Origin of the sequence: Nonomuraea sp. NPDC005730 (assembly GCF_040630865.1) — a bacterium.
In the GTDB taxonomy this organism is placed as follows: Bacteria; Actinomycetota; Actinomycetes; order Streptosporangiales; family Streptosporangiaceae; genus Nonomuraea.
The window spans coordinates 146,335-167,639 of the sequence record NZ_JBEXYK010000001.1 but is presented as its reverse complement, the minus strand read 5'-3'; the positions used below and the strand labels follow the sequence as shown (position 1 = coordinate 167,639).

The 21,305-nt window shown below is 73.2% G+C and carries 16 protein-coding genes; 5 read left to right on the top strand and 11 right to left on the bottom strand.

What is annotated here, in order from left to right:
* The first annotated feature begins 25 nt into the window (after window positions 1–25).
* From ABZ444_RS00725 to ABZ444_RS00715, 3 genes are all read left to right on the top strand, one after another.
* Window positions 26–907, top strand: a complete 882-nt coding sequence (locus tag ABZ444_RS00725; RefSeq protein ID WP_357970431.1) for a LysR family transcriptional regulator — start codon at window positions 26–28, stop codon at window positions 905–907.
* Window positions 908–964: 57 nt separating this feature from the next.
* Entirely contained in the window at window positions 965–1,594 is a 630-nt protein-coding gene (locus ABZ444_RS00720; RefSeq protein WP_357990709.1) for a LysE family translocator, read from the top strand.
* 84 nt (window positions 1,595–1,678) lie between these two features.
* On the top strand, window positions 1,679–8,077 hold the full coding sequence (locus tag ABZ444_RS00715) for a tetratricopeptide repeat protein (protein ID WP_357990706.1): 6,399 nt from the start codon (window positions 1,679–1,681) through the stop codon (window positions 8,075–8,077).
* Window positions 8,078–8,103: 26 nt separating this feature from the next.
* On the opposite strand, the gene ABZ444_RS00710 is transcribed toward ABZ444_RS00715, so the two are convergent.
* The 5 genes from ABZ444_RS00710 to ABZ444_RS00690 are packed head-to-tail and all read right to left on the bottom strand — an operon-like array spanning window position 8,104 to window position 14,300.
* Window positions 8,104–9,690 carry an acyl-CoA synthetase gene (locus ABZ444_RS00710; protein ID WP_357990703.1) on the bottom strand — a complete coding sequence of 529 codons (1,587 nt, stop codon included), beginning with the start codon at window positions 9,688–9,690 and terminating at the stop codon, window positions 8,104–8,106.
* Window positions 9,690–10,838, bottom strand: a complete 1,149-nt coding sequence (locus tag ABZ444_RS00705) for a thiolase domain-containing protein (protein ID WP_357990700.1) — start codon at window positions 10,836–10,838, stop codon at window positions 9,690–9,692. The genes ABZ444_RS00710 and ABZ444_RS00705 overlap by 1 nt, the downstream gene beginning before the upstream one ends.
* Window positions 10,839–10,841: 3 nt before the next feature.
* Entirely contained in the window at window positions 10,842–11,861 is a 1,020-nt protein-coding gene (locus ABZ444_RS00700) for a thiolase domain-containing protein (protein ID WP_357990697.1), read from the bottom strand.
* The gene (locus ABZ444_RS00695; protein WP_357990694.1) at window positions 11,858–12,760 is read right to left on the bottom strand and encodes an OB-fold domain-containing protein; all 903 of its coding nucleotides are present in this window, start codon (window positions 12,758–12,760) and stop codon (window positions 11,858–11,860) included. Before ABZ444_RS00695 ends, ABZ444_RS00700 begins: the two co-directional genes overlap by 4 nt.
* Window positions 12,750–14,300, bottom strand: coding sequence for an acyl-CoA synthetase (locus ABZ444_RS00690; protein ID WP_357990692.1), 1,551 nt, complete (start codon window positions 14,298–14,300; stop codon window positions 12,750–12,752). The genes ABZ444_RS00695 and ABZ444_RS00690 overlap by 11 nt, the downstream gene beginning before the upstream one ends.
* Window positions 14,301–14,426: 126 nt before the next feature.
* Here ABZ444_RS00690 and ABZ444_RS00685 point away from each other — a divergent pair, with 126 nt between their 5' ends.
* Both ABZ444_RS00685 and ABZ444_RS00680 read left to right on the top strand, forming a co-directional pair.
* Complete coding sequence (locus ABZ444_RS00685; RefSeq protein WP_357990689.1) at window positions 14,427–15,236, top strand: crotonase/enoyl-CoA hydratase family protein; 810 nt, start codon at window positions 14,427–14,429, stop codon at window positions 15,234–15,236.
* A gap of 113 nt (window positions 15,237–15,349) precedes the next feature.
* Window positions 15,350–15,823 carry a carboxymuconolactone decarboxylase family protein gene (locus ABZ444_RS00680; RefSeq protein WP_357990686.1) on the top strand — a complete coding sequence of 158 codons (474 nt, stop codon included), beginning with the start codon at window positions 15,350–15,352 and terminating at the stop codon, window positions 15,821–15,823.
* A gap of 38 nt (window positions 15,824–15,861) precedes the next feature.
* Here ABZ444_RS00680 and ABZ444_RS00675 read toward each other — a convergent pair whose 3' ends face one another.
* From ABZ444_RS00675 to ABZ444_RS00650, 6 genes are all read right to left on the bottom strand, one after another.
* Window positions 15,862–16,002: a hypothetical protein gene (locus ABZ444_RS00675; RefSeq protein WP_357990683.1), complete on the bottom strand. Its 141-nt coding sequence runs from the start codon at window positions 16,000–16,002 to the stop codon at window positions 15,862–15,864.
* Between the two features lie 97 nt (window positions 16,003–16,099).
* Window positions 16,100–17,206 carry a nitronate monooxygenase family protein gene (locus ABZ444_RS00670; protein WP_357990680.1) on the bottom strand — a complete coding sequence of 369 codons (1,107 nt, stop codon included), beginning with the start codon at window positions 17,204–17,206 and terminating at the stop codon, window positions 16,100–16,102.
* Between the two features lie 88 nt (window positions 17,207–17,294).
* Window positions 17,295–18,035: an SDR family NAD(P)-dependent oxidoreductase gene (locus tag ABZ444_RS00665; RefSeq protein ID WP_357990677.1), complete on the bottom strand. Its 741-nt coding sequence runs from the start codon at window positions 18,033–18,035 to the stop codon at window positions 17,295–17,297.
* Between the two features lie 52 nt (window positions 18,036–18,087).
* Window positions 18,088–19,407 (bottom strand): FAD-binding oxidoreductase, encoded by a 1,320-nt coding sequence (locus ABZ444_RS00660; RefSeq protein ID WP_357990675.1) that lies wholly within the window; start codon window positions 19,405–19,407, stop codon window positions 18,088–18,090.
* Window positions 19,404–20,291 carry a decaprenyl-phosphate phosphoribosyltransferase gene (locus ABZ444_RS00655; protein WP_357990672.1) on the bottom strand — a complete coding sequence of 296 codons (888 nt, stop codon included), beginning with the start codon at window positions 20,289–20,291 and terminating at the stop codon, window positions 19,404–19,406. Before ABZ444_RS00655 ends, ABZ444_RS00660 begins: the two co-directional genes overlap by 4 nt.
* The gene (locus ABZ444_RS00650) at window positions 20,288–21,208 is read right to left on the bottom strand and encodes a DUF3068 domain-containing protein (RefSeq protein ID WP_357970392.1); all 921 of its coding nucleotides are present in this window, start codon (window positions 21,206–21,208) and stop codon (window positions 20,288–20,290) included. Before ABZ444_RS00650 ends, ABZ444_RS00655 begins: the two co-directional genes overlap by 4 nt.
* Window positions 21,209–21,305 lie beyond the last annotated feature (97 nt).

Here is a 21,305-nt window from a genome sequence, read left to right as displayed (position 1 = left end):
GCCTATTGATAGATAAGATTGATGAATGCTCGACGTCGCCCGGCTCCGCGTCCTCGTCGCGGTGGCCCGCAAGGGGTCGCTCACCGCGGCCGCCAAGGAGCTCCACTATTCCCAGCCGTCCATCAGCCACCACCTGGCCCGGCTGGAGGCCGAGACCGGCGCCAAGCTCGTCCAGCGGGTGGGGCGCGGCATCCGGCTGACGGAGGCGGGCCGGCTGCTGGCCGACCGCGCCGCCGACATCATCGGCCGGATCGACGCCACGGCCGAGGAGCTGGCCGCCCACGTGGGCCTGCGCGAGGGCCGCGTGCGGCTGGCCGCCTTCCCGTCGGCGCTCGGCACGTTCATCCCGTCCGCCGTCCGCCGCCTGGCGGCCGCCCATCCCGGGCTGCGCCTGGAGCTCACCGAGACCGAGCCGCCCGAGGCCCTCAGGCTGCTGCGCGCCGGCCGGGTCGACGTCGCCGTCATGTTCCGGTACGACGACACCGCCCCCGAGGACGCCGGCCTGCACCTGATCCACCTCCTCGACGACCCCAGCTACCTGGTCTCCCCCGAGCCGGGCGGCGAGCTGGCCGACCACGCCGACTCCCCCTGGATCGCCGGCTGCGACCGCTGCCGCAGCCACCTGCTCGACATCTGCGCCAAGGCCGGCTTCGAGCCGCGCATCTCCTTCACCAGCGACGACATCGTGGCCGTGCAGGCGCTCGTGGCGGCCGGCATGGGCCTGACCGTGCTGCCCGGCCTGGCGCTCACCGCCCACCGCAACCCCGACGTCGAGGCGACCCAGGTGCCCGGCTCCACCAGGCACGTCTACGCCGCCGTCTACGGCGAGCCGCCGCACCCGCCGGCCACCGGCGCCCTGCTCGAAGCGCTCGGCGCGAGCCTGCCGCCCGCCGGGGAGAGCCGTTGACGGCGTCACGACGAGCACATGAGGGAAAGGCGTTGACGGCGTCCTTACCATGAGCACATGCCGGACATCACGCATATCGCGTTGTTCTGCGTGGCCACGATGGGACTGCTGCTGGTCCCGGGCCCCGCGGTGCTCTACATCGTCACCCGCAGCGTCTCCCAGGGCCGCTCCGCCGGGTTCGTCTCGGTGCTGGGCGTGCACACCGGCTCGCTGGTCCACATCGGCGCGGCGGCCGTCGGCATCAGCGCCCTGATCGCGGCCTCGGCGACCGCCTTCACGGTCGTCAAGTACGTGAGCGTGGCGTACCTGCTCTGGCTCGGCCTGCGCAAGCTGGTGCGGCGCGGCGGCGAGCCCGAGGAGGTCGTCGAGCTGAAGGTGCAGTCCAGGCGTCGGCTGTTCTGGGAGGGGTTCGTGGTCAACGTGCTCAACCCGAAGACGGCCGTGTTCTTCCTGGCGTTCCTGCCGCCGTTCACCGACCCGTCGGCGGGGCCGGTGGGGCCGCAGATCCTGCTGCTCGGCGGGTTGTGGCTGGTGCTGGGGATGATCAGCGACGGCGCGTACGCGCTGCTGTCGTCGGCGCTGGCCGGACGGCTGCGCGGGTCCGTACGGGCACGCCGGCGGCTGGACGTGAGCAGCGGCCTGGTGTACCTCGGGCTGGCCGCGTGGCTCACAACCGAGAAGGCATGACAAGCCGCGAAATTTCCCGCTCTTAATGCGATAGTGAGATCGATCGGGGGACGAAAAGCCGGGACGTAGCAGCTAGGCGGACCCATGGACGCGCCACCGCACCGCCTCGGCCTCGAACGAGTCGTCGAGGTCTACTCGGGTCACGACGACGTGGTCGGCGTGACCGGGACCGGCCATGTGATCGGCACGGATCTTGTGCTGACCTCGTCCCTCCTGGTGGACCCCGGCGCGCCCTGCCAGGTGCGCCCGCCCTGGTCGTCCCGGTGGGCGGCGGCCGAGCAGGTCTGGCGCGGGCACGGCGCGGCGCTGCTGCGGGTGCCCGGACCGCCCTGGGCCGACGTGCCGGGCATCGGCCACGTCCGGTGGGCCGCCCTGTCCGGTGCACGCGTGCCGTGCCTGGCCATGGGGTTCCCGCAGGCGCGGCGGCGGTCGGGGTTCAGGGACGTCCGGGTGCTGTCCGGAACCGCCACCGCCCCCACGGGCCCGGCGTCGCGGACGCTCGGCATGGACCTGCCCGGCCCGCCGCCTCCCATGGACGTGTGGGCTGGCCTGGCCGGGGCCGCGCTGCTGGCCGAGCCCGCCGGGCAGGTCGCCGCCGTCGTCACGGCCTCGGCTGCCGGGCACGCCCGGGGACGGCTCGACGCGGTGCCCGTGGGCGTGCTGCTGGGCGACGACCGGTTCCGCGAGCTGACCGGGGCTGCGCCGGGTTCGCCGGAGGGCGTTTCCGCCGGTGACGGGCGGGTGGTCCTGTCCGGGCTGCTGTTGCCGGCGCGGGAGCCGTTGCCGTCCGACTGCCCGGACTGGCGGCTGCTGCTGCCGCGGCACGCCGTGGTGCCGTACTCCGGGCGGGACGGGCAGCTCGCCGCCCTGCGGGCCTGGGCCGGGGAGCGCGCCGCGCTGTCGGTCGCGGTGGTGACCGGGCGGAGCGGCACGGGCCGTACCCGGCTGGCCGGGGAGCTGTGCGAGGAACTGCGGGAAGCGGGCTGGGACGCCGGTTTCCTGGCCATGGACGCCGCGCTCGCCGCCCTGTCCGGGCGCGCGGCGGTGTCGCTGGAGGCGGTACGGCCCTCGCTGGTGGTCGTGGAGTCGCCGGAGCCGTCCGCTCCGCTGGTGGGCGAGCTGGTACGGCGGCTGGCCAAGCACGGGCACAACCCCCGCGTACGGGTGTTGCTGCTGGCCCGCGAGCCCGGCGAGGCGGAGTGGTGGCGGCGGCTGGACACGGCGACGGGTGGCCGGCTGCGCCGGCTCAACACCACGACCGTGCAGCTCAACCAGCATCCGCTCACCCTGAACGAGCGCACCGAGCACGCGTTCACGGCCATGAAGGCGTTCGCGCCGAGCCGGGCCGCGCTTCCCACGCCGCCGCGCCTGGACGACCCCGAGTACGGCCTGCCGCTCCGCGTCCACCTGGCGGCCCTGCTGCGGCTGCGCGGCGGTGAGTCGGAGGTGCTGCCCGCGCCCACCGCCCCGGGGGCCCTGCCGGGCGGCGGGCTCGGCGCCCCGCCCTACCGGACGGCGCCCGAGCCCCGCGCCGGGACGTCCTGGAACGCCTTCCGTCCCGGCGGCCGGAGCGGGACCCGGACGCGCGCGGTGGTGACCGTCGGCGAGGAGCTGCTCAGCCGCTTCCTCGACCGCGAACGCGACCAGTGGGCCACCGTCTGGCCCGCCGGCCGCGACCAGGTGGACGAGACCACCGCCCGGCAGTCCGTCGCCCTGCTCACGCTCACCGCCCCCACCCCCGCCGAGCTGCCCGGCCTGCTGTCGGCCGTGCCCGCCCTGCACGGCGACCCGCAGGCCGCGGCGGTCGTCGCCGACTGGCTGGGACGCGTCTTCCCCGGCGTCGACCGGCTGTGCCCGCTGGGGCCGGACCTGGTGGCCGAGCAGGCGCTCGCCGAGACCGACGACCTGGACGCGCTGGTCCTGGCCGTGCACGACCACGAGCGGCGGACGGCCGGGCACCTGGCACGCCTGCTCGACGTGCTCCGCCTGGGCGCGGAGCGGGCGGAGGTGGGACGGGCGCTGCGTTCGCTGGTGACGTCCAGGATCGGGGCGCTGGTCGCGGAGGCGGCGGCGAACCCCGCCACCCGGCTCGGCGACCTGCTCAACGCCGTGCTCACGCGGCTGCCGGCCGACCGGGCGACGATCGCGGCGGTGGCCGCGCTGCCCCGCGAACCGCAGGCTGAGCCGCCCATGGATGCGCAGGTGGCTTCCCGGGCGGCTTCCCGGGCGGCTTCCCGGGCGGATTCATGGGGCGCTTCCCTGGCTGAGTCGCCGCTCGGGCTGCGGGCTCTTGAGGTGACGCTGGCCGAGCTGGCCGTACGGCACTTCCGTGCAGGTGGCAGGCGGACGGCGCTGGCGGGGGCGCTGGCCCGGTTGTCGTCCCGGTTGTCGGCCGTGGGCCGGGTGGGTGAGGCGGTGGTGGCCGCCGCCGAGGCCGTGGAGATCTTCGCGGCCGCACCTCCGTACGAGGAGGCGGCGGGTCAGGCGGAGGCGCTGTTCGTCCTGGGGGCGTGCCTGCTGCTCGCGGGCGAGTCCGGCAGCGCGCTCAGGCCCGCCCAGGAGGCGGCGACCCGGTTCCGCATCCTGGCCGAGGACGACCCCCGGTACGCGGGACGGGCTGGGCAGGCGTACCACAACCTGGCGTGCGCGCTGCTGGACTCGGGGCGGACGGCCGAGGCGGTGGAGGCGTTCGCGGCGGCGGGCGGTGCCGGCGAGATCGCCACGGCCCTGGCCGACGTCCTCACGGCAAACACCTCCCCAGCCGGCCCCACCCCCACTCCCCCCGCGCCCACCACCGGACAAGCCCCCTCACCCAGCCTCGAACAGGCCACCACACCCGGCTCAGGACCGCCCGGCGTCGTCAGGCGGGCGCCCGCGTCTGTCCCGCCATTCGCCGACCCCGCCCCCGGGCTCGGGGCGTTGCCTGAGTTGGCCGCCTGTCTTGCCATGGCGGCCACCGCCGCCGTGGCGGGCGCGGCGCCGACCGACAGGGATCTGGCTCAGCGGCTCTGCCTGCTGGCCGGGTGGCTCGGTGAACACGGCAGGGCGGCCGAGGCCGTCGCCCCCGCCGCAGAGGCCGTCGTACGGCTGCGCGGTCTGGCGGGCGAGGAGCCCGGCCTGCGGCTGATGCTGGCCGAGGCCGCGAGCCTGCTGGCCGGGCTCCACCGGGAGCTGGACGATCCGGACCCGGCCGAACGGTTCGCCGCCGAGGCCGTGCGGAACCTGCGCTCGTTGGTCGCGCTCGAACCCGACGAGCACCGCCCGGCCCTGACCGCCCAGCTCCTCGACCTGGGCGAACTGCTGCTGACCGACGCGCGCCCCCGCGAGGCGCTCGACCCGCTCCAGGACGCCGCGATCCTCGCCGCCGAACTGGACGTACGGCACACGGCCGCCAGGGCCCGCTCCAGGCACCTGCTCGCCCTCTGCCTGGCCGAACTCGACCGCTCCGCCGACGCCCGAGCCCACTTGGAGGCAGCGGCCGGTCTGTACGACGCCCTGAGCACCGAAGACGCGTCCTACCGGCGACATCGGGAGGAGATCCGAGCCTGGCAGGAGTCCATGACCGACCCCGCCGCCGCCGGAGAACCCGAACAGCCCTGGATGACAACCCTGATCACCCCGCCACCCGACGTGGCCAGAGCCGAACGAACCCTCGCCGAACGCCGCACCGCCCTGGAGTCCGCTGACGGGCCTGTGATCGCGAACGGCCCTGTGGCCCTGGAAGGACCGCAGGTCGCGGCAGCGCCTGGCGTCGCAGGAGAGCCGCAGGGCGCCGGTGGGCCTGGCGCCGCAGGAGAGCCGCAGGGCGCCGGTGAGCCTGGAGGCGTGGGAGGGTCGCCGGGCGTGAAGGGGCCGCAGGTGGCAGGAGTGCCTGGGGCCGTGGAAGGGCCGCAGCTCCCCGACGGACCACCGACCGCGAACGGGCCGCAGGCCGCGAACCCGCCGCAAGCCGAGCGGGTGCAAGCGTACGCCGCCGCACAGGCAGGACTGGCACGCGCCTGGGCCGAAACGGGACGCGCCCGCGACGGGCTCCTCCTCTCGACCCAGGCCGCCGACCTGCTACGACGCCACGCGGCACTCAACCACCCTCAGGCCATGCCGAGCGGCACAGAAGCAGCCGTCACGGGCGGCGCAGGCACGGGGGGCGCAGGCACGGGGGGCGCAGGCACGGGCGGCGCGGGTGCGGAGGGGGCTGGAGTCGGCGGGGGGATGTTGGGTGGGGCGGTCGTTGGTGGGGCGGTGGTGGGGGCGGTCGGGCGGGCGTTGGTGGGGCTGGGGCGTCATCGGGAGGCGGTGCCGTACCTTCGGGGTGCCATCGAGGCGTGCGGGCCGCAGGCTGAGGTCAGTTTCGTGGTGCAGCAGGAGTTGGCCAAGCTGCTCGTCCTGGAGGTCGTGGCGCTGGAGGCCACGGGCCGCCTGGAGGACGCCGATGGCGAGGCGGAGCGGCTGGTCGCGGTGTGTGAGGGGCTGGTGGCCGAGCGGCTGGAGCCCCCGGTCGTGCTCGCGGGGGCGCTGCGTCTGCACGCGGGCCTCCGGCTGGCCGCCGGGAACCTGGCAGGAGCGCTCCAATCGGTCACCCGCGCGCTGGACATCCTCGTGCCCGAGCCGCCCGAGCGCACCCGTCTGCTCACCGCCACCTGCCTGGAGCTCAGCGGTCTGTGCCACGCCGACCTGGCCGAACGCGACCTCGCCGCCGCCGAGCTGGCCAAGGGCATCGCCCTGATGTCCGATGAGGGCCCGCTCACCCGGGACCTGGCCGGCGTGCACGTACGAGCGCTGGCCCGCCTGGCCCGGCTCCGCGTGACCGGTCACGGCCCGTCCGCCGGAACCGACCTGTACGCCCAGATCCTCCGGGTACGCCCGCTGCCAACCCCCGACGTGCTATCCACGGTCGTGGACGAGCTGTCCGCCCATCTGCGCGCGGCCACCCCCAGGACGGCCGCCCGGCTGCTGCCGCTGCTGACGGCGTTCGCCGAGGCGTTGGAGCGGGAGGCCCCGGTCAGCGAGAACGCGCCGCTGCACGAGCGGTTCGGCCGCTGTCTCATGCTCAGCGGCGCGACGGCGGCTCCGGCCGTACACGTCCACAAGGGCCTGGCCGCGTACGACGCCCGCCACCGGCATTCCCTGGGCCTGGCGCTGGCCGCGCTGGGCGACGCCGACCTGGCCGTCCTCGAGCAGGCCGTGGACCTGTTGTCCGAGGACGGGAGGGCGCTGGCCGAGACGCTGAACAGGTACGCGGTCAGGCTGTTGGAGGCCGGTCGGCCGGTGGAGGCGCTGGCCCACTCGGAACGCGCCGCCGACCTCTGCGACGAGCTGGACGAGCCCGCCGTCGCCGCTGTCACGTACGCCCAGCTCGGCGCCGCTCTGGCCGTTCTCGACCGCCCGCAGGCCGCGCTGGAGGCGGTGACCTGGTCGCTGGCCGAGCAGGAACGCGCCGCGGAGGCGCGGGGCGGCGAGGCCGGGCTGCTCGGCGTGCGCGCGCAGGCGATCCAGGTGCGCGGGCAGGTGCTGCGCGCGTCCGGCAGGACGCAGGAGGCGCTGGCCCACCTGGTGGAGGCCATGCGTCTGCACGTCCGGCTGGCCCGGCCCGCGGCGGCGGCCGAGGTGGCCGGGACGGTCGCCGACGACCTGCTGGCCGCCGGGCGTCCCGAGGAGGCCGCCGAGTACGCCAGGATCGCCGTCACCGGCCTTCCGCCGCGCACGCTCAGGCATGCCCTGGCCACCCAGCGCCTGGTCAGGTGCCACATGATGCTGGGCGAGGCGCGGGAGGCGGCTGCGCTGGCCGAGGAGCTGATCCGGCTGGCCAGGCGGGCGCCGGGCGAGCTGACGTACCGGGCGATCCTGGCCGATTCGCTCGCGCAGAGCTCGGAGCTGCTGCCCCTGCTGCGGCCCGGCGCGGCGGCGGAGGCCGAGCAGCGGGCCCGCGAGGCCATCGCGATCTACGACGAGCTGCTGACCACGGGCATGAACGCCGAGGCTCTGCACGTCAGCCGGGCGGGCGCCGGGCTGACGCTGGCGGCCGCGCTCCGGCTGCGCGAGCAGCCGGACGCGGCGGTGGGGCCGCTGCGCGAGGCCGTCGCCGCGCTCGAACGCCACGCCCCCGCGAACCCCCTGCTCGGCGGCATCCTGTCCCGCGCCATGCTCATGCTGGGCGACGCGCTGATGGAGTCGGGCCGGGCGCTGGAGGCGAGCCTGGTCTTCCATCGCGGCGCCCAGGTCATCGGCGACGAGCCGGCCGCCGCCGTCGCCCACGCCCGGCTCGGCTTCTGCCAGCAGGAGCTGGGCAGGGACGATGCGGCCGACACCGCGCTCCGGGTCGCGCACGGCCTGCTGCGCGGCCTCCTGACCGCCGGCGGCACCGGCGCGAACGGCGAGCTCACCGAGCTGCTGCGCGACGTGCTGCGCGGCCGGCTGCGGCTGCTGGAGAAGTCCGGCAGGCGCGAGGAGGCGGCCCAGGTGGAGGCCGAACTCCGCAGGACCTAGCCCCCGGGGCGGCGCGGCAAGGGTGGTCAGGGGGTGGCGGCCGCGGCGGTTTCTCTGGCCCAGCGGTAGTCGGCCTTGCCGGCGGGCGAGCGGACCATCTCCTTCACGAACGCGTACGAACGCGGCACCTTGTACCCCGACAACGACGCCCGGCAGTGGGCGTCCAGCTCGGCGGCGGTCACCTCGACGCCGGGACGCGGCTCGACCACGGCCGCCACCCTGCTCCCCCACCGGTCGTCCGGCACGCCGGTCACCACCGCGTCGAACACCGCCGGATGGCCCTTGAGCACGGCCTCGACCTCCTCCGGGAACACCTTCTCGCCGCCGGTGTTGATGCACTGCGAGCCGCGGCCGAACACGTGCACGGTGCCGTCGGCGTCCACGGTCGCCAGGTCGCCGGTGAGCAGCCAGCGGGTGCCGTCGGGGTCGGTGACGAACGTGCGCGCCGACTTGTCCGGGTCGTTGTAGTAGCCGAACGCCACCCGCCCGGACCTGGCCACCGTCCCCATCTGCCCTGAACCCGGCGGAACGGGACGTCCCCGCTCGTCCAGGACGCTGATCCTGGCCGACGGGTTGGGCTGGTAGCGCAGCCCGGTCTCGGGCGTGGAGCCGGGCAGCGCGGAGGCGGTGTAGCCGGACTCCGTCGAGCCGAAGCTGTCCACGATCATGACGTCGGGCAGCAGGCTCTGGAGCCGGTCGCGGACCGCGCCGCTCAGGATCGCGCCGGTCGAGCTGACGACGAACAGCGACGACAGGTCGTACGTGCCCGTCTCCAGCGCCTCGGCCAGCGGCCTGGCCATGGCGTCGCCCGTGATGCTCATGGTGAGCACGCGCTCGCGCTCGACCGCCCGCCACACCTCGCCGGCGTCGAACTTGGGGACGAGCACCATCGTCCCGCCCGCCCACCAGCTGATGAAGGTGGCCATCTGCGCGGCGCCGTGCATGAGCGGCGAGGTGGCCATCATGATCATGGGGGCGGCCTTGACGGCCTCGTCTATGACCTCCTGCGGCGTGGTGCGCGGGTCGCCGTACGGGTTGCCGCCGCCGAAGGCCATGAACAGGTCCTCGACGTGCCACATCGCGCCCTTGGGCATGCCGGTGGTGCCGCCGGTGTAGATGATGTAGACGTCCTGGCCGGTGCGCGGGGCGAAGCCGCGTTCCGGATCACCGCGCTCCAGCGCCGCCTCGTACGGCACCGCCGAGGCGATCGACGACTCGCCGCCGACCGCGATCAGGTGGTCCAGCAGCGGCGCCTGGTGCACGACGGCGGCCACGCGGGGGTCGAACTCGACGTCGTAGACCAGCGCGCGCAGGTCGGCGTCCTGGTAGAGGTAGAGCAGCTCGGCCTCGACGTACCGGTAGTTGACGTTGATCGGCACGGCCCGGATCTTGAGCGCGGCCAGCAGCCCGGCCAGGTACTCCACGCCGTTGTACAGGTGCAGCCCGACGTGCTGGCCCGGCCGCACGCCCAGGTCGGCGAGGTAGTGGGCGAGCCGGTTGGCCTCGGCGTCCAGCTCGGCGTAGGTGCGCCGACGGTCGCCGCAGATGACGGCGGTGCGGTCCCCGATCGCGTCGGCGAGCGCCTCGAACAGGTCCGCGTGGTTGAACTCCATCAGGGTCTCTCCCGTCCGACGATCCACATCGCGAAGAACTGGGCTCCGCCGCCGTAGGCGTGGCCGAGCGCCGTGCGGGCGCCGTCCACCTGGTGCTCGCCGGCCTGGCCGCGCACCTGGAGCGCGGCCTCGGCGAACCTGATCAGCCCCGAGGCCCCGATGGGGTTGCTCGACAGCACGCCTCCGGAGGCGTTCCACGGGATGTCGCCGTCGAGGGCCGTGGCGCCGGATTCGGTCAGCTTCCAGCCCTCGCCTTCCGCCGCGAATCCCAGGTTCTCCAGCCACATCGGCTCGTACCAGGAGAAGGGCACGTACACCTCGGCCACGTCGATCTGGCGGCGCGGGTCGGTGACGCCGGCCTGGCGGTAGACGTCGGCGGCGCAGTCCTTGCCGCCCTGGGGGCTGACGGTGTCGCGGCCGGCCCGGAAGATGGGCTCCGAGCGCATGGCGGTGCCGTGCACCCAGGCGGGGGTGCCGGTGACCTTGTGCTCGGCGGCCAGGACCATCGCGCACGCGCCGTCGCTGGACGGGCAGGTCTCCAGGTAGCGGATCGGCTCCCAGAGCATCGGCGTGGACTCGACCATCTTCTGGTCGATGCCGGGGATCCTGAGGTGGGCGTAGGGGTTCTTCAGGGCGTTGAGCCGGTCCTTGACGGCGACCAGCGTGCCGATGTGGCCGGGCGCGCCGGACCTGCGCATGTACTCGCGGATGTGCGGCGCGAAGTAGCCGCCCGCGCCGACCACGAGCGACGCGCTGAAGGGCAGGTGCGTGGACAGCGCCCAGGTGGCGTTGGACTCCGACTGCTTCTCGAAGGCCACCACGAGCACCCGCTCGTGCACGCCGCCCTGGATCAGGCTCGCGCCGACCAGCGCCGTCGAGCCGCCGACGCTGCCGGCGGTGTGCACCCGCATCATCGGCTTGCCCGCCGCGCCGAGCGCGTCGGCGAGGTACGCCTCGGGCATCATCACGCCCTCGAACAGGTCGGGCGCCTTGCCGACCACGACGGCGTCGATGTCCTTGAACGTCAGCCCGGCGTCCTCCAGGGCCCGCAGCGCCGCCTCGCGGACCAGGCCCGCGATGGAGACGTCCCTGCGCTTGGTGGTGTAGTGCGTCTGCCCGACCCCGATCACCGCGCACCGGTTGCCCATGATTCACGCCTCCAGGACCGTGACGAGGTTGTGCTGCAGGCAGGGGCCGCCGGCGGCGTGCCCGACGGTGCGGCTCGCCCCGCCGTCGAGGATGTGCCGCGCGGCCTCGCCGATGCGGATGAGCCCCGTGGCCATGACGGGGTTGGCGGCGAGCGGGCCGCCGGACGGGTTGATCACCGTGTCGCCGCCCAGTTCGAGCGCCTCGCGCAGGATGAGCTCCTCGTGCGGGAACTGGGCGTGCAGCTCGGCCACCTCGACCGGGCCCTTGCCGACCCCGGCGGCCCGTGCGGCGTCGGCCGCGGAGGCCGACCTGGCCAGGTCCCGCATGCCCAGGTAGTGGGGCTCGATGCGGTGGGCGATGCCCTTGACGAACGCGGGGCGGCTGGTGAGCCGTCCGGCCAGTTCCGCCGTGGCCAGCACGATCGCCGCCGCGCCGTCCGTGACGGGAGGCACGTCCGTCTTCCTGAGGGGTTCGACCGCGACCTCCTCGCCATCCGGTTCGGGCAGGTCGAGCGCGTACGGGTTGCTCCTGCCGTCCGCCCTGGACCTGCGGACGACCTCGTCGAGCCGCTTCCTGTCCGCGTCGAGCGCGTTCGCCTGGAGTGCGGCCAGGGAGAGCTGGTCGAGGCCGAGGGGTTCCAGGTAGTAGGGGTCGAGCTGGAGGGTCATGAGGGTGCGCAGGTCGCCGAGCGACGACTTGCCGAAGCCGTAGACCAGGGCGGAGTCGATGTCGCCGTGCTGGAGGCGGACCCACGCCTCGTACAGGGCCCAGGCGCCGTCCATCTCGACGTGGCTCTCGGAGACGGGTGGCCAGGCGCCGAGCGCGTCCAGGGCGCTGACGAACGAGAACGGCGCCCCGGCCAGGTAGTCGCAGCTCCCCGAGCAGGTGAAGCCGAACCTGGTCAGCCCGGTCCGCTCCTTGACCTCGCTGATCACGGGCAGGATCAGCTCGGGCTCGGTGAGCCCGGTGTCGTGGTCGGTGTGGACGGTCTGCGCGAACGCGACGATCGCGACCTCTCTCATGACAGCTCCACGTCGGGCTCGCCGGTGGGGGCGAACCAGCGGATGTTCGCCATGGACTTGCTCCGCTCCTCCTCGGGGGCCCAGACGGCCCTGACCCGCATGCCCTGGCGCACCTCGTGCGCGGGTACGTCGCCGATCAGGGCGATCATGGGGATGTCGGCGTTGTCGAGCAGGATGTAGGCGGAGACGAACGGCACTTCCGGCGCACGCGGATCCGGCAGGTTGTTGATGGCGAACGTGGTGATCGTCCCGGTGTCAGGCAGTTCGAGCGTCTCCGGGATGAGACCTCCGCACTGGGGGCAGGACATCCGGTACGGCACGTACACCTGGTCGCACCGCTCGCAACGTCCGCCGAGGAAGACCCCGCGCTCGACGCCCTCCAGGAAGACGCGGAGCGAGCCGCCCGCCTGGAGGCGGTACTCCGCCCGCACGTTGCACACGATCTTCGTGACCTCGGGCGCGAAGTGGGAGATGTCGGTGATGTGGCCCGTGGGCCGGTCGCGCCACACCGGCCAGACCCGGGAGCCCTTCGACAACGCCTTGGGGCCGTCGGCGGCGACGGCGTGCACGAGCGCGGTGTCGGCGCCGTCCAGCAGGATCGTGGCCCAGGCGAAGGGCCGTTCGAGCGGGTGGTTCGCCAGGGGTTCGGGCACCCAGGCCCAGGAGGTCACCGTGCCGGCCGGGCCGACCTCGACGTACTCGGAGGTGACGGGGTCGCCGGTGGCGGGGTCGTACTCGAGGGGCGGCACGAGCACCTTGCCCTCTTTCGTGCGCACTCCGACGATGCGGCGGCCGCGTAGCTCGGTGAGGAAGCGCCCGATCACCGGCCCGGTCGTCCGGGTGTAGCCGCCGGGGAACTCCAGGACGTGCTGGGCGACCAGCGGATCGTCAGATGGCACGGTCGTGACCCTCCCAGTACGGTGCGCGGAGCTTGCGCTTGAGCAGCTTGCCGTTGGGCTCGCGGGGCATCTCCGCGATGAAGTCGACGCTCTTGGGCCACTTCATCCGGGCCAGGCGGCCCTCCAGCGAGGCGATCAGCTCGGCCGCGAGCTCGGGCCCCGGCGCGACGCCCGGAGCGGGCTCGACGACGGCCTTGATCTGCTCGCCCCAGTCGTCGTCCGGGATGCCGAACACGGCCACGTCCGCGACCTTGGGGTGGATCATGAGCTCGTTCTCGATCTCGGCCGGGTAGATGTTCGTCCCGCCGGAGATGATCATGTCGGCCTTGCGGTCGCAGAGGAAGAGGAAGCCGTCCTCGTCCAGGTATCCGATGTCGCCGACCGTGAAGTAGTCCTTGAGCCGGTTCGCGGCGGTCTTTGCGGGGTCGCCCTTGTACTCGAAGGGCACGCCCATCATCTTCATGTAGATCGTCCCGGGGGTGCCGGTCGGCACGGGTTCGCCCTGGTCGTCCGCGATCAGCAGCTCGCTGATCGGCCAGGCGGAGCCGACCGTGCCCGGATGCGCCTTCCAGCCCTCGGGTGTGGCCAGGGTGCCGCCGCCCTCGGTGGCCGCGTAGTACTCGTAGATGCAGTCACCCCACCACTCGAGCATCGCCCATTTGACCGGGACCGGGCAGGGGGCGGCGGCGTGGATCATCCACCTGAGCGAGGACAGGTCGTACTTGGCCCTGGTGGCCTCGGGGAGCGCAAGCAGGCGCTTGAAGTGCGTGGGGACCAGGTGCGAGTTGGTGACGCGGTAGCGCTCGCACAGCCGGAGCGTCTCCTCGGCGTCCCATCTGTCCATGTAGACGAGGGTGTGGCCCATGTGCAGGGCGCTGCCGCCGAACTGGGTGACGGCCGTGTGGTAGCTGGGCGAGGTGACCAGGTGCGCGTTGGGCGGCCCGGACGTGATGCCGAACAGGCCGAGCAGGAAGGTCATCAGCTCGGCGCCGTCGTCGGGGTCGAGGCCGCTCAGCGTGCGTCTGACGCCCTTGGGCCGGCCGGTGGTCCCCGAGGTGTAGTGCATGGTGGCGCCGGCCGTGCGGCCGGGCGGCGCGGTGTCCGGTTGCCCGGCGGTCAGCTCGCTCGCCGGGCGGAAGCCGTCCTGCCCGCCGTCCCCGAGGAGGAAGCGGCGGTGCGGCTCGATCGCCTCGGCTCCCCTGGCGCCCTCCTGGAGGAAGCGGGGGTGGACGAAGAACGCCTTGGCCTCGCTGTCGGACACGATGTAGCCGATCTCCGGGCCGGTGAGGTGCCAGTTGATCGGCGTGTAGTACCAGCCGGCCTGGAGCGCGGCCAGATAGAGGACGAGGCCGTCCGCGCCGTTCGGGACCAGGCCGCAGATTCCGTCGCCCGGCTCCAGGCCGAGCTCGCGTAACCCGTGGACGAGGCGGTTCGAACGGGCCAGGAGGTCACCCGCGCGGTGCTCCGTGCCGTCGGGGTCGACGGCCGCGATCCACTCGGGATCCGCCTGCGCCAGCCTCCAGAAACCGAGCGTGCCCATCTGATCTCCTCAGCTCAGGCGTAGCAAAACAGGAACTTGTTCTCGTTTGCTGTGGGGAGCGTATCCCGCGGGTAAAGTTCGTAGCAAGCGCTTGATTCAGTAGCTTCTGGGACTTGGGAGGCGTACATGGAGCTTCTGCCGATCAGCACCCCGCACTGCCGGGTGGAACGCGACGGCCACGTCCTGACCGTCACGATGAACCGGCCGGAGGCCCGCAACGCCCTCTCCTCGGACATGCTGATCGGGCTGGCCTCGGCGTGGGCGTACGCGTCGGCCGAGCCCTCGATCCGGGTCGCGATCCTGACCGGGGCGGAGGGCACGTTCTGCGCCGGAGCCGACCTCAAGGCCATGGGCCAACCCTCGACCGATCCAGACGTGCAAGCAAGAGCCGCCCAGATCCCGAATTTTCACTGGAAAGGGCTTCTAAGGGAGGACTTGCCGACAAAGCCCATCATCAGCGCTGTCGAGGGGTACGCGGTCGCCGGCGGCACGGAGCTGCTGGTCGGGACGGACCTGCGGGTGGTGGCGGAATCGGCCACCCTGGGGCTGTTCGAGGCCAAACGTGCGCTGTTCCCCATGGGCGGCTGCGCGGTCCGGCTGCCCCGCCAGATCCCGTACTGCCACGCCATGGACCTGCTGCTCACCGGCCGTTCCGTGACCGCCGCCGAGGCCCTGTCGATGGGGCTGGTCAACCGGGTCGTGCCGGACGGGCGGGCGCTGGCGACGGCCCGGGAACTGGCGGCGGACATCGCCGGTTCCGGGCCCCTGGCGGTCCAGGCCATCCTGCGGACGTACCGGGACACCCTGGGCATGCCGGAGCCCGAGGCCCTGAAGGTGTCGGACGACCTGGGCTGGCCGGTGATCGGTTCGGAGGACGCCAAGGAGGGCACCCGCGCGTTCCGCGAGAAGCGCCCGGCCCGCTACGAAGGCCGCTGACCCCTTCCAGCGACCCCGGCCGGAGAGACGCACGTCACATCCGTTCCTGTCACATCGGGTCAGGCTGCCCCGTCCGAGAGGTGGAAGCAGTCGACGACGACAAGGAGCGCGTCATGGAAGCCCGTCTGAACCTCTTCGAGAACCCGGTCGCGGCCAAGGTTATGAAGCACCTGATCAGCACCAACAAGGTCATCGTGGACTCCAGCCTCCCGCACGCCACGCAGGAGCTGGTGAAGATCCGGGCCAGCCAGATCAACGGCTGCGGCTTCTGCACCGACATGCACACCAAGGACGCCGCGCACGCCGGGGAGACCCAGATCCGGCTCAACCTGGTCGCCGCCTGGCGGGAGGCCAAGGTGTTCACCGAGGCCGAGCGGGCCGCGCTGGAGCTGGCCGAGCAGGGCACCCGCATCGCCGACGCCGCCGGCGGCGTCCCGGACGAGGTCTGGGCGAACGCCGCCAAGCACTACGACGAGGAGCAGCTCGCGGCGCTGGTGTGCCTGATCGCCCTGATCAACACCTTCAACCGGGTGAACGTCATCATCCAGCAGCCCGCGGGCGACTACGTGCCCGGCATGTTCGGCTGACGGAGAGCCGACGGAGAACCGCGGCCTGCGGGAAGCAGTCAGTCCCGCAGGCCGGCCAGGCGGGACGGGTCGAGGTCGCGGGCGTCGACGAGCAGCACGCGGTCCTCCGGCGGCGGGCGCAGGGCCAGGCGGTCGGCCACGTCGCGGGGGCGGTAGCCGAGCAGGAAGCGCAGCGCCATGCCGCCGAGGCAGCGGCACGTCGAGATCAGGCTGGTGCTCGTCGAGGTGGTACGGCACGTATAGGACCGACACGTCCCCGCGGTAACAGCCGGGCGATCAGTCCCGGGTGATGCGGTCGAGGCGTTCCAGGGCCTCCGCGTACTCCTCCACGAGCCCGAACACCACGTCCTTCGTCGAGCGCACCTGGTTGGTGAGGCCGATGACCTGCCCGGCGGGGAACGTGGCCAGCTCCGAGGCGTCCGAGCGGCCGATCCGGCGCAGGGCGTCCGAGACGAGCATGAACTGCAGCGGCATCGGCAGCGTGCCCGGCGACTCCTGCGACTCCCACGCCTCGGTCCACTCGTTCCTGAGCAGGCGGGCGGGCTTGCCGGTCCAGCTCCGGGAGCGCACGGTGTCGCGCGAGGTGGCCTCCAGGATGCGGCGTCTGGCCATCTCGGGAGTGTCGGCCTCCTCGACGGTGAGCCAGAGGGAGCCGGTCCAGACGCCCTCCGCGCCCAGCGCCATGCCGGCCGCCATCTGCCGGCCGTTCCCGATGCCGCCCGCCGCGAGGACGGGGACGTCCACGGCGTCCACCACCTGCGGGATGAGCACCATGGTCGAGATCTCGCCGGTGTGGCCGCCGGCCTCGGTGCCCTGGGCGACGACGACGTCCACGCCGACCTCGACCTGCTTGAGCGCGTGCCGCGGGGTCGAGGCGAGGGCGGCGACCTTGACGCCGTGCCGGTGGGCGAGCTCCACGACGTCGGCCGGGGGCGGGCCGAGGGCGTTGGCCAGGAGGGCGATGGGGTGGCGCAGCGCGACCTCGACCTGGGGACGCGCGGTCGCGTCGGTCCAGCCGAGCAGGACCCGGCCGGGGTCGGCGTCGGACGACAGGTGCGGCACGCCGTGCCTGCCCAGCAGGTTCTCGACGAACGCGCGGTGCCCCTCGGGGATCATCGCCTGCAGACGGCCGACCAGCTCCTCGGGGGCGAAGTCGGCGCCCTCGTAGGAGGCGGGCATGACCACGTCCACCCCGTACGGTTTGCCGTCGACGTGGTCGTCGATCCACTTGAGCTCCATTTCGAGCTCTTCCGGGGTGAAGTAGAGCGCGCCGAGCACTCCCATGCCGCCCGCGCGGCTGACCGCGGCGACCACGTCCCTGCAGTGGCTGAAGGCGAAGATCGGGAGCTCGATTCCGAACATGTCCGTGACCCGTGTCCGCATGGCCCGACGATAAGCCGCGCCACCACCGAACTGCAACGTGTTCTACTCTAGAACCTTTTGTCGGGCGGCTTCCGGCTTGGAACGCGTTCTAGCGCGGCAGCCGGCGCCAGAGCGGCCGGGGCAGCAGGCGCAGCAGGCCGAACGCCGGGCCGAGCGCCCGCGGCACCCACACGGACGACGCGCCCTCGCGCAGCGCGCGCACGGTGGCCAGGGCCACCTGGCGGGGCGTCGAGGACAGCGGCGCCGGCGGCAGGCCCTTCGTCATCCGGCCGATCACGAAGCCCGGACGGACGATCAGCACGCGCGCGCCCGATCCGTGCAGCGCGTCGCCGAGCCCCTGCGCGAACCCGTCGAGCCCGGCCTTGGCCGAGCCGTAGACGAAGTTGGCCTTGCGCACCCGGGCCCCGGCGACCGACGAGAGCACCACGAGGGTGCCGTGCCCCTGCTCGCGCAGGACCCTGGCGGCGTGCAGGTCCACCGAGACGTGGCCGCCGTAGTTCACCGCGACGGCCTCGGCGGCGGCGGCCGGGTCGGCGTCGTAGTCGTCCTGGCTGCCGAGCACGCCGAACGCGGAGATCACCACGTCGAGGTCGCCCACCAGCTGCCCGGCCCTGGCCAGGACGGCGGCGTGCGACCCCAGGTCCAGCGCGTCGAACGGCAGGACGTGCACCTCGGCGGCGAGGTCCGCGGGCGGCGTGAGCTCGCCCCTGGCGGCCAGCACGACCCTGGTCGCGCCCAGCCCGACCAGCAGCCGGACGATCTCCAGGCCGATCTCGCTCCGCCCGCCCAGCAACAGCACGCTGTCCACGGCCCCGAGCGCGTTCCTCACGCCGCCCTCCGCCCCGGAGCGGCGGCTGCACGGCGCACGTCAGAAGTGTCGGTCACAGTCGTAGTCTCCTGGACAGGTCCGAGCGGAACAGGCCCTCCGGGTCGGCCTCGTCCCTGATGCTCCGCCATCGTTCCAGTTCGGGGTACATCGCCGCCATCATGTCGGCGCGCAGCCGCGCGTCCTTGGCCAGGTACACCCGTCCCCCGGCCTGCGCCACGCGCTCGTCGAAGCCGCGCAGGAGCCCGCTCAGGCCGCGCTGACCGGCCGGGATGTCCAGGGCCAGGGTCCAGCCGGGCACGGGGAAGGACAGGAACCCGCCCGAACCGGGACCGAACCGCTTGAGCACGGTCAGGAACGACACCGTCCCGTGCGCCGACAACGACCCGACGATGCCGCGCAACGTCTCCTCCGCGCCGAACGGCACCACGAACTGGTACTGCACGAAGCCGCGCGAGCCGTACATCCGGTTCCAGCCCTCGACGAAGTCGAGCGGGTGGAAGAACGGCGCGATGCCCTGCGTGATCGTCGCGCTCCGCGGCGCCCTGCGGTACCAGACCTCGTTGAACGCCCGCACGCTGAGCCCGTTGAGCAGGCCGTCCGGCACCCACGGCGGCGCGTGCAGCCGGGCGCGCGGCGCGAAGACCGGCGGCTGCTTGTCCGCGTCGCGGGGCGCGTGGTCGCCCCTGGTCAGGACGCTGCGGCCAATCCGGCGGCCGCGGGCCAGCAGGTCGATCCAGGCCACCGTGTAGCGGTAGCGGTCGTCGGTGCGGGTCATGACGTCGAGCGTCTCGTCCAGGTCGGCGGTGCGCCGTACGTCCACCCGCATCCGGGCCGTCTCGACCGGCACGCAGCCGAACGTCGCCTCGGCCACCACCCCGGTCAGGCCCATGCCGCCGAGGGTCGCCCGGAAGAGCGGGTCACCGGGGCGCAGCACCCTGGCGGCGCCGTCGGCGGTCACCAGGGTGAGGGAGCGGACGTGCGCGCCGAAGGAGGAGTCGCGGTGGTGGTTCTTGCCGTGCACGTCGGCCGCGACGGCCCCGCCGACCGTGACGTGCCTGGTCCCGGGGCTCACGGGCACGAACCAGCCGCGGGGCACCAGCGCCGTCATCACCTCGTGCAGGCTGACCCCGCCCGCCGCGGTCACGACGCCGGTGCGCTCGTCGAAGCTCCAGGCGTCCAGGCCGGTGCAGTCGAGGACGAGGCCGCCGGCGTTCTGGGCGGCGTCGCCGTACGAGCGGCCGAGCCCGCGGGCGACGACACCGCGGCCCGGCGCGGCCACCACCAGGTCGCGCAGCTCGGCCAGGGAGCGCGGGCGCCGCAGCACGGCGGGGGTGGGCGAGGTGCGGCCCCAGCCGGTGAGGAACGTGCTCACGCGTAGATCCCCAGCCCCACCAGGACGACCAGCGCGGCGGCGAAGACGAGGGTGGGCCGGTCGCGGATCACCAGCTCCTCGGGCTCCTCGCCGCTGCCCCGCTCGACGAGCAGGTTGTGCCGGAGCACCAGGAGCAGGAACGGGACGATGCTCAGCCCGTAGAACACGTTCTCGTGCGCGTTCAGCGCCCACAGGCAGTACGTGACGATCATCGCCCCGGACGCCATGATCCGCACGTGCGTCAGGTACGCGGCCGGGTAGGCGGCGAGCGTGGCCCGCGTCCCCGACACGCCCCGCGATCGCAGCTCGGCCTCGCGCTTGCCGGCCACGAGCTGCAGCGCGGCCAGCGAGACGACCACGAGGAACCAGCCGGTCACCGGCACCCCGACGGCGACGGCGCCGGCGTAGGCCCTGATCACGTGGCATCCGGCGACCGCGATGAGGTCCACGACCTCCTGGTGCTTGAGCCAGGTCGTGTAGGCCAGGGTCAGGGCTACGTACCCGGCGACGACCGCGGGCGACTGCCAGCCGCCGGTGAGCGCGGCGACCGCGGGCCCGAGGACCAGCAGGACGACGCCCGCCACCCGGGCCGTGCGCACCGACACCGCGCCGGAGGCGACGGCCCGGCGGCGCTTGCGCGGGTGCAGCCGGTCGGCCTCCACGTCGGAGGCGTCGTTCAGCAGGTAGGAGCCGCTGGCGGCCAGGCAGAAGGCGGCCAGGACGAGCAGCGCCGCGAGCAGGCGGCCCGGCTGCCCGAGCACCCCGGCCGCCATGGGGGCGGCCAGGACGAGCAGGTTCTTCAGCCACTGGCGCGGCCGGGCCGCCCTGACCAGGGCCAGCGCGGGCGCGGGCGACCAGGGCCGGGCGACCACGCCCTGGCTCATGCGGACCGGCGGCCGCGCAGGGCGAGCAGCAGGCCGCCCAGGAGCAGGACGACCCCGACCACGCCGAGCACGATCGGCAGCGTGGTCCTGATCAGGTTGATCTGGCTCTTGCCCTCGGAGGCGCTGTCGACCAGGCCCTTGACCGTGTCGTCGGTCATCTTGGCGGTGGCCACGAACGCCTTGGAGCGCTCGATGCCGTCCTGGCTCTTGAGCACCTCGTTGCGCACCTGCTCCTGCCTGACGGGCGCGCCGGTGGTGGGCTCGATCCAGTAGGTGACGGTGCCGGAGTAGAACCGGTTCAGCTGCACGTCGCCCGAGGTGCCCATGCCGAACCAGGCGGCGGGCGCGTTCAGCGTCTGCGTCCTGGTCTCGGGGACGGTCTGCTCGAACTTGTACGTGGCCAGCCCGTTGACCTGCTCCTCGCCGACGAACCTGGCGTCGAACGCCTTGCCCGCGCTGGCGTTGAAGACCTGGTAGGTCTTCTTCTCCACGTCGAACGGGAACTTGTAGATCTGGCCCTGGAGCTGCACCGGGGCCTTGTCGATGCTGGCGCCGCAGCAGTTGAGGCCGACGCCGGAGCGCTTGTCGAAGGCGCTGCGCCGCTCGCTGAAGTTGATGCCCGGCTTGCTGTTGGTGACGTCGTTGACGGCGGTGAACTCGTCCCAGACGACGCGGTCGTCGTTGGCCTCCTTCACGTCACCGCGGGTGGTCACGATGATGTCGAGGTCGGCGGTCAGCACCTTGCCGTCCGGGATGCTGAAGTACTGGGCGCCCGTCGCGTGCAGCTTGCTGATGCTGTACTGGTCGCCCTTGGCGGCCATGAAGGCGGGCGCGACCTGGAGACGTACCAGGGGAGCCAGAACGATGAGGAATGCCCCGACGGCGATGAGGACGCTGCCAACGACGACCCGGTTCATGGACCCTCCATGTGCGCAGGTGCACTGACGCCTGTTTGGGTGGTTAAGTACTGAAACGAACTACCTACTCGCCGGTATGTTATTGCGACGAGTGACC